The sequence below is a fragment of the Legionella steelei genome (assembly GCF_001468005.1).
In the GTDB taxonomy this organism is placed as follows: Bacteria; Pseudomonadota; Gammaproteobacteria; order Legionellales; family Legionellaceae; genus Legionella; species Legionella steelei.
On record NZ_LNYY01000019.1, the window covers coordinates 2,390,855 to 2,403,021 of the forward strand.

The following is a 12,167-nucleotide window of genomic DNA, read 5'->3' on the forward strand; positions in this document are numbered from 1 at the left end:
TAGGGTGAAGGTATGCATTATTTGCTCAATTTACTAATTTGGTTGCCAGTAATAGGCGGTGTCTTCGTTCTTCTCGCAGGAGATGATCGTAGCCCGAATATTTCGCGTTATTTGGCATTATTTACTGTAATACTGTGTTTGCTGCTTTGTATCCCTTTGGTTGCAGGTTTTGACCCACAAGTATTAGGAATGCAATATTTGGAAGAATTTCCATGGATGCCCGCTTTAGGTATTAGCTATAGCTTAGGTATCGATGGGATGTCTTTACTCTTAATCGTACTGAGTATTTTTACAAATTTAGTGGTGATATTGTCAACCTGGGATAGCATTACCAGCAGAGTATCGCAATATTTAGCTGCATTTTTGATTATGCAAGGTTTGTTAGTCGGCGTGTTCTCAGCGTTAGATGCAATTTTATTCTATGTGTTTTGGGAAGCAACGCTCATTCCTATGTATCTAATTATTGGTATATGGGGCTCGGACAATCGAGTTTATGCTGCAATCAAATTTTTCTTATATACCTTTTTAGGTTCTGTGTTAATGCTCGCTAGCTTTTTATATTTGGGTTATACGGCTGGTACATTCAATATTGAGGCGTTTTATGCTGTTAAATTAAGTATGACTGCGCAGACCTTGATTTTTATTGCATTTTTCTTAGGTTTTGCAATAAAAATACCAATGTTCCCGGTTCATACATGGTTACCTGATGCCCATACCGAAGCTCCGGCAGGTGGTTCAGTCGTACTGGCAGCAATTTTATTAAAGCTCGGGGCTTACGGATTTATTCGTTTCTCCTTACCAATCGTTCCTGATGCATGCAGCCGTTATGCAGGCGTGATGATAGCTCTGTCTTTAATTGCAATTGTTTATATTGCTTTAGTTGCAATTATTCAAAAAGATATGAAGCGTCTCATTGCATATTCTTCAATTTCACATATGGGATTTGTAACCTTAGGTTGTTTTGCAATCTTTGCAATTGCAAAACAAACGGGTTTAAGTGCAGCAGGCTTGATATTAGAAGGCGCAATTGTGGTTATGATTTCGCACGCGTTTGTTTCAAGCGCACTGTTTGCTGGCGTAGGCTATATTTATGACCGCATGCATACGCGACGATTGGCAGATATGGGTGGGATAGTGAATACAATGCCAATATTTGCATCCTTCTTTATGCTCTTTTGTATGGCAAATGCAGGACTCCCAGGCACCTCGGGTTTCGTTGGTGAATTTATGGTGATTTTAGGATCAATTAAAGCCGGTTTTTGGGTGGCATTTTGGGCCGCCACTACCCTTATTACTGCAGCAGGCTACAATCTTTGGATGTATAAACGAGTCATTTTTGGTCCTGTAGCAAATGAAAAAGTTGCGGCATTAAAAGATCTTTCGGGGTTTGAGTTAAGTGCTTACGTTCTACTTGCTTTGATGGTTATCGCTATGGGGGTTTATCCCAAGCCGATGTTGGAGTACATACATCAAACAGTAAGCCATACTCTAGCATTAGCAAGTCAATCAAAATTGTAATCAAGGTTAATCAATATGACAGCATTACTTGAAAATATCCATGTAGCCCTTCCGGAAGTGATCGTGTTGGTTGCAGCGTGCATTGCGCTGCTTGCCGATTTATTTTTACGAGATCGGTATAAATCAATTGCTTATGTTATATCCTGCATCGGTTTGGTGTTAGCTGCTGTGGTTAGCTTCCTTTATATTGGTATGTATAAAGTCATTACACTCCATGGTCTATTTATTAATGATGACGTGGCTAATCTAATGAAGTTCTTTATCTATCTAACGGTATTGCTGAGCTTTATCTATTCCAAAAATTATATAGATGAGCGTCAAATGCCGGCAGGTGATTACTATGTATTAGGAATGTTTGCGACATTAGGAATGATGCTCCTTGTTTCTGCACACTCACTACTAACTATCTTCCTTGGTTTGGAATTATTATCCTTACCTTTATATGCAATGACTGCTATTCGTAGAACAGATAGTGATGCTTCCGAAGCCGCAATCAAATACTTTGTCATGGGTTCAATTGCCTCAGCGATGCTTTTATATGGTATCTCTTTAATTTATGGTGCAACAGGAAAACTTGATTTACTGGAGGTTGCTAATGCAATTACTGCGAATTGGCAACAGCAAAGTACATTACTTGTTTTTGCTCTAGTCTTTATCTTATCCGGTATTGCATTTAAGCTGGCAGTAATTCCCTTCCATATGTGGGTTCCTGATGTCTATCAAGGAGCGCCAACATCGGTTACTTTATTTATTAGCACTGCACCAAAAATTGCTGCTGTAGGTATGACATTTAGACTGTTGACAATTGGTTTGGTTGATATCAGCGCGCAATGGCAACAAATTTTATTGGTAATGACGCTACTTTCAACTGGATTAGGGAATTTATTTGCAGTAGTGCAAACCAGTATTAAACGTCTGTTAGCCTATTCAGCGATTTCACATATGGGATATGCACTGTTTGGTATTTTAGCCGCCACAACTGCAGGTTATTCTTCCGCGCTGTATTACATTTTGATTTATGCAATTACTTCAGCAGCATCATTTGGTTTGATTGTTTTAATGTCAAGTCAAGGGATGGAAATTGATAATGTTGATGATTTAAAAGGCCTTAACAAAAGAAGTCCATGGCTGGCATTTATGATGCTTATTGTTATGTTCTCTCTGGCAGGCGTTCCACCTACGGTTGGCTTTTTTGCAAAATTACTGGTACTCAAAGCTTTAGTCGATGCACAAATGATTTGGGTTGCGGTGGTTGGTTTATTATTTACAGTAATAGGTGCTTACTATTATTTAAGAATTGTTAAAATTATGTATTTTGATAAACCAACGCATATTGAACCTGTAATTATAAATAAAGGAAATGCAGTAGTACTTTCTTTCAACTGCTTATCACTTCTTTATTTGGGTATTTTTCCAGGCGCCTTAATTGTAGCTTGTATTAATGCTTTTGGTTCTTAAAAATTAAATAATCTGCTTCTGCATCAGAGAAATATCAGCTTTTTTAATGTAGAACAGATATTTATGCGTAATCTTAGCGAAAGTACTTGCTAAGCGTACTGACTCTCAGTATACTTGCCATCAGTTGACGCGGGGTGGAGCAGCCTGGTAGCTCGTCGGGCTCATAACCCGAAGGTCGTAGGTTCAAATCCTGCCCCCGCTACCACTTTTTTAGAACCCCATTTATGGGGTTTTTTATTATGTATAATTTGTAACTGCACTAAAGAATAGTAGTAGCCCAGTGAAGCCAAGGTCGTGCTCGGAAACATTGTTTATCAGAAGTAACTTTCCCGAGTTAAGTCCTTTCCCGAACTCAGGTTACTATATTGTATTTGTATTAGGCACGTACCCCTTTTTGGTTTGTTAATACTATGATACAAGATGAATTAGAACATTTATTAGCTCCTACGATCAATGATATGGGCTATGAGCTTTGGGGATGTGAATACCTTTCACAAGGTAGGCATTCTTTATTGCGAATCTACATTGATAAAGCTGATGGAATAGGGATTGAAGACTGTGAAGCAGTAAGCCATCAAGTGAGTGCTTTACTTGATGTTGAAGATCCAATTCATGGAAATTACAGCTTAGAAGTTTCATCACCAGGCATTCCAAGACCACTATTTAAAAGTTGGCAATATCAGCGTTACATAGGAAACGAAGTACAAGTAAAAACTTTTAAACCAGTTGCTGGTAAGCGTAAATTTACAGGTACTATTGTCTCAGTATCTGAGAGTTCTTTGGTACTTAATGTAAATAACGAAGATCAAGAATTACTTTTTTCAAATATTGTGAAAGCAAGTTTGACAGTATAGAGAGGCGAACAATGAGCAAAGAATTGTTACTAGTTGCAGAGGCGTTATCAAACGAAAGAGGTGTAAGTAAAGATGTTATTATACTTGCCATTCAGGCCGCATTGGAGTCTGCAACTCGCAAGATCTTTGGTTTAGATATAGGTGTGCGAATTAAACTGGATTCCCGTACAGGTGAGTATGAAACCTTTAGATATTGGGATGTGGTTAATGATGATGAGATAGAACACGCTGACCGCCAATTAACTCTAGAACAAGCAAAAGAACGTAATCCAGCAACAAAAATTGGTGAGCGTATCGAAGAATCAATTCCTTCAATTGAATTTGGCCGAATTGAAGCTCAGGCAGCGCGCCAAGTTATTATGCAAAAGGTCCGAGAAGCGGAGCGTGAGCTCGTAATTGATCAATTTAGAAGCAAGCTAGGACAATTGATTTATGGTACGGTTAAGAAAGTAACACGCGATAACATAATCATTGATTTAGGTGGTAAAGCAGAAGCCTTTTTACCGCGCACTGAGATGCTGCCTCATGAAATGTTCCGTCCGAATGATAGGGTGCGGGCTTATTTATACGAGATTACACCACAAGCACGCGGTCCTCAGTTATTTGTGAGCCGTACTCGTAATGAGATGCTTATTGAGCTGTTCCGAATTGAAGTACCAGAAATTGGTGAGAACGTTATTGAGGTTAAAGCTGCAGCTCGAGACCCAGGAAACAGGGCTAAAATTGCAGTAAAAACGAACGACGGGCGTATTGACCCTGTGGGTGCTTGTGTGGGTATGCGCGGAGCTCGAGTTCAGGCTGTTTCTAGCGAACTAGGTGGTGAGCGTGTAGATATTATTTTGTGGGATGACAATGCAGCTCAATTAGTAATTAATGCGATGGCTCCAGCTGAAATTTCTTCAATTGTTGTTGATGAAGACACGCATACAATGGATTTAGCTGTAGAAAAAGACCAATTATCTCAAGCGATTGGTCGCAATGGTCAAAACGTTCGATTGGCAAGCCAATTAACTGGATGGACCTTGAATGTCATGACTACAGATGAGTTTGAAAATAAGAATTTAGAAGAATCGAGTAAAATTGTTAAGTTATTTACTTCTGCACTAGAAATTGATGAAGAAATTGCTACATTACTTGTAGCGCATGGTTTTTCTTCACTGGAAGAAGTTGCTTATGTACCTAAAGAAGAATTACTCGCTATAGACGAATTTGATGAAGAAATTGTTGAAGAGCTAAGAAATAGAGCAAACGATAAATTACTTACTATGGCCCTTTCATCTGGTAAAGAGCTTTCTGGTTCACCTGACGAATCACTACTCTCAATGGAAGGTATGACTGATGAGTTGGCTAAAAAATTAGCTGCTAAAGGTATTACCTCCATGGAAGATTTAGCTGAACAATCTGTAGATGAGTTGTTAGAAATTGAAGGAATAACGGAAGAAAAGGCCGGGGCTTTAATTATGAAGGCCAGAGAACCATGGTTTTTATAAGACTATGGATTTATTATAAATTAATGTAGTGCAATATGCAGTTTTACTCATAGATGATGGATAGAACTGCTGAAAGGGGATTAAAATATGGCGGATGTGACGGTTAAACAATTAGCACAAGTCGTTGGTATTCCGGTTGAACGCTTATTGAACCAGTTACAGGAAGCAGGGTTATCTTTTACTGATGACCAACAGACTGTGAACGAAGAGCAAAAGCGGATCCTACTTAATCATTTGAAGAGGACTTCTCTGCGCGATGCGAATGTTTCGCCTGAACGAATTACTTTAAGACGAAAAAGTTTATCACAAGTCACTGTTGGCCATGATGCGCATAGTGGAAAAACTGTGAGTGTTGAAGTTCGCAAGAAAAAAATCTTTGTAAAACGTACCCAGATTTTAGAGCAGCAACCTGAAGTTGAAGAGCCAGCAGTTATGTCCGAAGATCAGCAGATTGCGGTTGAGCAGCATCTTGTTGAAGCAGCTCCAGAAAGTGTATCTGAAATCGCTACTGAGACAGCTGAAAATGTGGCTGAGACCGCTGAGGTGCATATTGAGCCCCAAGAAGAGTCTGCGGCTAAAGAAGTGTCACATGATGAACAAACTGAAGAGCCCACAGAATCTCTTACTCCAGAAGTTATTGAAAATAAAAATACCTCCGAAGAAACAAAAGAGGCTGCTGTAAAAGAAGAACATAAATTGGAAAAACAATCTAAAAAGAAACATGTCGAGCAGACAAGCGAAGCAGAGGCATCAGAATTTAGAAAAGTTAAGAAAAAGCCAAAATACCAAACGACTTATGATCGTGACGAGGAAGATCAAGATGGACCTAGACGTAGTGGACGTAGTAAATTCAAAAAGCGTAAGGGCATCGAAAAATCGGAAAAACTCAGAGAGGCCGAAGAATCATTAACGCATGGCTTTGCTTTGCCAACCTCGCCTGTAATAAAAGAGGTTTTAGTACCAGAAACCATTACCGTTGCTGAGTTAGCAAAAAGAATGTCTGTAAAAGCCGCTGAAGTGATTAAAATTATGATGTCACTTGGCGCAATGGCAACTATTAACCAAGTTCTTGATCAAGAAACAGCCGTAATTGTTGTTGAAGAGATGGGACATAAAGCACGCATAATCAAAGAAGATGCTATTGAAGTAGGTTTGGGAGAGTCGATTACTAAAGGTAGTCGTACTGAGTCTAGAGCCCCGGTAGTTACAATTATGGGTCACGTCGATCATGGTAAAACTTCTTTGCTTGACTATATTCGTCGAACCAAAGTGGCTATTGGTGAAGCCGGTGGTATTACCCAGCATATTGGTGCTTACCATGTGAGCACGGCTAAAGGTGATATTACCTTCCTAGATACCCCTGGCCATGCTGCATTTACCGCAATGCGAGCCCGAGGTGCAAAGGTCACTGATATCGTTATCTTAATTGTTGCCGCAGATGATGGTGTGAAGCCACAAACTATAGAAGCAATTCAACATGCGAAAGCGGCAAAGGTACCGATCATTGTTGCGATTAATAAAATGGATAAGCCTGATGCCGATCCAGATCGCGTCATGAATGAATTGACCGTACATGAAGTCATTCCAGAGGCATGGGGTGGTGATACTATGTTTATCAATATCTCAGCCAAAGCAGGCATGGGTATTGATGAGTTACTTGATGCAATCCTATTGCAATCTGAAGTGTTAGAATTAACAGCGGTTACTGATGGTGCTGCTAAGGGCGTGGTCATTGAATCACGTTTGGATAAAGGTAGAGGCCCTGTAGCAACCGTGTTAGTCCAAAGTGGAACCTTACATAAGGGTGATATTTTACTTGCTGGTTTTCAGTATGGCCGGGTGCGTGCGCTTGTTGGTGACAATGGCGATATGGTGGATTCTGCTGGCCCATCAATTCCAGTTGAGGTTCTTGGCTTATCAGCAATTCCTCATGCCGGAGACGAAGCAGTTGTTGTTCCTGATGAGAAAAAAGCAAGAGAAGTGGCTTTATTCCGCCAAGGTAAATTCCGTGACGTAAAACTTGCCAGACGACAAAAATCAACGATTGAAGGCATCATGGAAAATATGGCTGCTGGAGAATCAAAAGTACTTAATGTTGTACTTAAAGCGGATGTTCAAGGTTCTCTTGAAGCAATTTCTGACGCATTAGTGAAATTATCTACCGATGAAGTTAAGGTTGAAGTGATTTCAAGTGGTGTAGGTGGTATTACTGAATCCGATGTGCATTTGGCAATCGCATCTAGTGCCATCTTAGTCGGTTTTAATGTCAGAGCTGATAGTGGTGCTAAAAAATTGGCTGAGCATGAATCAGTATCGCTACATTATTACAGTGTTATTTACGATATTGTGGATCAGATAAAAGGTGCGTTAACAGGCATGCTTGCTCCACAATTTAAAGAAGAAATTGTTGGTATTGCCGAAGTTCGTGATGTGTTTAAGTCACCAAAAATTGGTGCTATCGCAGGTTGTATGGTTATTGAGGGTGTTATTAAGCGAAATAACCCTATTCGTGTACTGCGAGCTAATGTGGTTATCTATGAAGGAACTTTGGAGTCATTAAGAAGATTTAAAGACGATGTGGTTGAAGTTCGCCAAGGATTTGAATGTGGTATTGGCGTTAAAAATTACAATGATGTAAAACCTGGCGACCTCATTGAAGTGTATGAAACAGTAGAAATTAAGCGTGATTTATAAATATGGGTCATCATTTTAAACGTACAGATCGTGTCGCTGAGATGATTCAGCGAAAACTAGCTCAGATTATACCAATGGAAGTAAAAGATCCGCGCTTAACAGGCTTTGTGACTATATCAGCAGTAAAAGTGGCTGCTGATTTAGGTCATGCCAAAGTATATTTTACCGTGCTTAATGACGATAAAAAAGTCGCCGCAACAATTTTAAATGCTGCCGCCAGTTATCTGCGCGGTGCTTTGGCACGAAGTATTACTTTACGTACAGTTCCTCAACTACATTTTGTTTATGATGAATCAATAGAGTATGGGCAACATTTAAGCCGACTCATTGATAAAGTGAATCCTCCGACTTCAGAAGATAATGAAAACGAATAAATCTTTAGCAATAGATGGAATTTTTTTGCTAAATAAATCGGAAGGAATGACCTCTAACACCGCGTTACAGAAAGCGAAAAGGTTGTTAGGAGCACAAAAAGCAGGACATACGGGAAGCTTAGATCCTTTAGCTACGGGTATGTTACCGCTTTGTTTTGGTGAAGCGACTAAAGTCTGTCAGTTTTTACTTGATGCAGATAAATGCTACCAAACCACTGGTTTATTGGGTGTTAAAACCAATACTGCTGATGCTATGGGTGAAGTCACTGCGCGTGTTGATGCATTTACCGTTTCTGAAAAGCAATTATTAGATGTTTTAATGCAACATACAGGCCATATAAAGCAGATTCCTTCGATGTTTTCCGCTTTAAAACATAATGGTACGCCTCTTTATCGCTTAGCCAGAGAAGGGATCCAGATTGAGAGAAAAGCGCGTGAGATCCTGATTAGTGATTTACAACTCATAGCTTTTGACGGAGTTCAATTTTCTTTAACAGTGACGTGCAGTAAAGGAACGTACATTCGTAATTTAGTTGAAGATATTGGTGATGCTTTAGGTGTGGGGGCTCATGTGACTCGTTTACATAGGGTCTATACCTCAGGTTTAGAACATATGCCAATGTATTCGCTCGCTGAGTTAGAGAAGATGTCTGCTTCCGAAAGAATGGATTGCTTAGTGCCTATGGATAGAGCAGTGAACCACTTAGAGCAAGTAACTCTTTTGGATGACGAAATAGTCGCAATTCGTCAAGGCAGAGTAATTACAAATAAAATAGGTGTTGAAGTAGCAGATTGTGTGCGTCTTTATGATGAGAGAGCACAATTTATTGGGTTAGGTGAACGAAATACACTGGGTGATATTAAAGCGAAACGATTACTTTCTTTTTAATCTTTTTCGTCTTATAAATGAATGATCTCAATTAAATATGAAATTTTTTGCACAAAAATAATTTTCAGTACTTGTTTCGTTGGACATGCCTTGGTAGAATGTTCGCCTTTAAATGAATACTTAGTAGTTCCGGGAGTGTATAATGTCGCTAAGCAGCGCGGATAAAGCAGCAATTGTTAATGAATTCAAGCGTTCTGAAACAGATACAGGTTCGCCTGAAGTTCAGGTTTCTATTATTACAAGCCGCATTAAATATTTAACTGAGCATTTTAAAGAGCACAAAAAAGATTTCCATTCTCGTCGTGGACTGCAAGAACTCGTTAATAAGCGTCGTAAGTTGTTAAAATATTTAAAGCGCAACGATGAAGCTCGTTATCAAACATTGATTCAATCGCTAGAGCTGAGAGATTCTTATTGATTGATGAGCAAACACATTTCTTTGGAAATGTTTTTTATACAAGATACTTTAAATAAAGGCGCAATTTTTAGCGCCTTTTTTTCGTTATAATTACTTAATGAGGAAGATTACGTGGCTAAGTTTACAAAAGAAATAGCATTTGGTGACCACACTCTTATATTGGAAACTGGTGAAATTGCACGACAAGCTGATGGAGCAGTATTAGCCAGCATGAATGGCACCCAAGTATTAGCTACTGTAGTTGGTAAAAAAGAAGGTGGCGAAAACAATGACTTTTTTCCTCTGACAGTAAATTACCAGGAAAAATTTTATGCGGTAGGTAAAATCCCCGGCGGATTTAACAAACGTGAAGGCAGACCCTCTGATAATGAAACATTAACTTCACGGCTTATCGATCGTCCTATTCGACCTTTATTTCCAGATGGTTTTTGTAACGAAGTCCAAGTGATTGTCACTGTTCTTTCTTTAAACCCTGAAGTTTCTCCAGATATTGTTGCAATGATTGCTTCATCTGCTGCCGTAGCGCTTTCTGGTGTACCGTTTAATGGACCAATTGGTGCTGCACGTGTTGGGTATAAAGATGGCATTTACTTATTGAATCCCAGCCGTAAAGACTTAGAGTATTCTAGGCTGGATTTGGTGGTTGCCGGAACTAAAGACGCTATTTTGATGGTTGAGTCAGAAGCTAAAGAATTAAGTGAAGACATTATGCGTGGCGCGATCATGTTTGGCCATGAAATGATGAAAAATGTGATCAAAGCAATAGAAGAACTGGCTGCTGAAGCAGGAAAAACCCGTTGGGAGTGGACTGCACGTGAAGTAGATACTCATTTGCAACAACGAGTAGCTGATATGGCGAAACAAGAAGTTGAGGCCGCTTATCTGATTAGAGACAAGCAAGAGCGCTATCAACGTCTAGGTGAATTAAAAGAGCAAACAATTGCTGCTTTGCAGGCTGAAAATGATGAGTTAAAAGCGGATGTTATTGGTACGATGTTTGTTGAAATAGAGCGCGCTACCGTACGTAATCGCATCCTGGATGGCGAGCCACGAATTGATGGCCGTGATCATAAGACAGTGCGTCCTATTGCGATTCGCACGAAACTTTTAGAAAGAACGCATGGTTCTGTTCTGTTTACGCGCGGTGAAACACAAGCTATTGTCGTTGCGACTCTAGGCAATGAGCGTGATGCCCAAATGCTGGATAATATTGCTGGCGAAACAAAAGACCGCTTTATGTTACATTACAATTTCCCTCCATATTCTGTTGGTGAGACAGGTATGGTTGGCAGTCCTAAGCGTAGAGAAATTGGACATGGCCGTTTAGCCAAACGAGCGATTGTTGCAGTATTGCCAGAAGCAAAAGAATTTCCTTATGTATTAAGAGTTGTTTCTGAAATTACTGAATCAAATGGCTCGAGCTCAATGGCTACAGTATGTGGTACCAGCCTTGCATTAATGGATGCGGGTGTTCCATTGAAAGCTCCAGTAGCTGGAGTAGCAATGGGCTTAATTAAAGAAGGTGAGCGCTTCGCCGTGTTAACGGACATATTGGGTGATGAAGACCATTTAGGTGATATGGATTTCAAAGTTGCTGGAACGGAACAAGGGATTACCGCATTACAAATGGACATTAAAATCCAGGGGATTACCAATGAAATTATGGAACAAGCGCTAGACCAAGCATTAGCGGGCCGCTTGCACATTCTTGGTGTCATGAATAATGCATTATCAGAACACAGAGATGAATTATCACAACATGCACCTCGTATTACTACTATGAAAGTCGCTGAAGATAAGATCCGTACTATTATTGGTAAAGGTGGCGCAACGATTAAAGGATTGATTGAGAGCACAGGTGTTTCAATCGATATCGATGATACAGGTGTGGTTCAATTATTTTCCCCAGATATGCAGGCATTGGAAGAAGCACAAAAACAAATTAAGGCGTTAATTGCTGAAATTGAAGTTGGGCAAACGTATCAGGGCAAAGTAAGTAAGATTGTTGATTTCGGAGCGTTTATTAATCTTTTACCTGGAAAAGATGGCTTACTACATATCTCGCAAATCTGCAGTGATCGCTCACAAAAGGTTGAATCTGTATTGCAAGAAGGCCAAGATATTGAAGTATTTGTTGCTGGTATTGATAAGCAAGGTCGCGTGAAGCTTGAGTGGAAAGATAAGCCTCAAGTAGAAGGAGCAGCCGCTGCTCCAGTGGCAGAAGAGCAAGTTGCAGAAAGACAACAAGACGCTGCCGCCAATATGGATGAACGTGTAGACGAAGAAGAGTAAATTTTCGTTGATTGCTGCTCCTGCATCTTGATGTAGGCGCAGCGTAATTTCAAGCCCTTTCTGAACGACCTATTATTCTGCTATTTCGTTGACAAATATGACCGATGTAGGCTGGGCTGTTGTATAGCCGGGGACATCCCTGACACTGTTCGGGGACATCCTTGACACATGAGTTGAGAA

The 12,167-nt window shown here is 40.0% G+C and carries 9 protein-coding genes and 1 tRNA gene; all 10 read left to right on the top strand.

Annotated features, from left to right (window positions below; all coding sequences use genetic code 11):
* Nucleotides 1-12 precede the first annotated feature (12 nt).
* Nucleotides 13-1,518: a complex I subunit 4 family protein gene (locus Lste_RS14555; RefSeq protein ID WP_058511633.1), complete on the top strand. Its 1,506-nt coding sequence runs from the start codon at nt 13-15 to the stop codon at nt 1,516-1,518.
* A 15-nt stretch (nt 1,519-1,533) separates the two neighbouring features.
* Nucleotides 1,534-2,976: an NADH-quinone oxidoreductase subunit NuoN gene (gene nuoN / locus Lste_RS14560; protein WP_058511634.1), complete on the top strand. Its 1,443-nt coding sequence runs from the start codon at nt 1,534-1,536 to the stop codon at nt 2,974-2,976.
* Nucleotides 2,977-3,104: 128 nt separating this feature from the next.
* Nucleotides 3,105-3,181 (top strand) — tRNA-Met (locus Lste_RS14565).
* Nucleotides 3,182-3,386: 205 nt separating this feature from the next.
* On the top strand, nt 3,387-3,830 hold the full coding sequence (gene rimP, locus Lste_RS14570) for a ribosome maturation factor RimP (RefSeq protein ID WP_058511635.1): 444 nt from the start codon (nt 3,387-3,389) through the stop codon (nt 3,828-3,830).
* An 11-nt stretch (nt 3,831-3,841) separates the two neighbouring features.
* Complete coding sequence (gene nusA, locus Lste_RS14575; protein WP_058511636.1) at nt 3,842-5,320, top strand: transcription termination factor NusA; 1,479 nt, start codon at nt 3,842-3,844, stop codon at nt 5,318-5,320.
* Nucleotides 5,321-5,407: 87 nt separating this feature from the next.
* Complete coding sequence (gene infB, locus Lste_RS14580; protein WP_058511637.1) at nt 5,408-8,014, top strand: translation initiation factor IF-2; 2,607 nt, start codon at nt 5,408-5,410, stop codon at nt 8,012-8,014.
* Nucleotides 8,015-8,016: 2 nt separating this feature from the next.
* Nucleotides 8,017-8,388 (top strand): 30S ribosome-binding factor RbfA, encoded by a 372-nt coding sequence (rbfA, locus tag Lste_RS14585; RefSeq protein ID WP_058511638.1) that lies wholly within the window; start codon nt 8,017-8,019, stop codon nt 8,386-8,388.
* Nucleotides 8,375-9,277, top strand: coding sequence for a tRNA pseudouridine(55) synthase TruB (truB, locus tag Lste_RS14590; protein ID WP_058511639.1), 903 nt, complete (start codon nt 8,375-8,377; stop codon nt 9,275-9,277). The genes rbfA and truB overlap by 14 nt, the downstream gene beginning before the upstream one ends.
* A 142-nt stretch (nt 9,278-9,419) precedes the next feature.
* Nucleotides 9,420-9,695, top strand: a complete 276-nt coding sequence (rpsO, locus tag Lste_RS14595) for a 30S ribosomal protein S15 (protein WP_058511640.1) — start codon at nt 9,420-9,422, stop codon at nt 9,693-9,695.
* 111 nt (nt 9,696-9,806) lie between these two features.
* Nucleotides 9,807-11,987, top strand: coding sequence for a polyribonucleotide nucleotidyltransferase (gene pnp / locus Lste_RS14600; protein WP_058511641.1), 2,181 nt, complete (start codon nt 9,807-9,809; stop codon nt 11,985-11,987).
* Nucleotides 11,988-12,167: the final 180 nt, after the last annotated feature.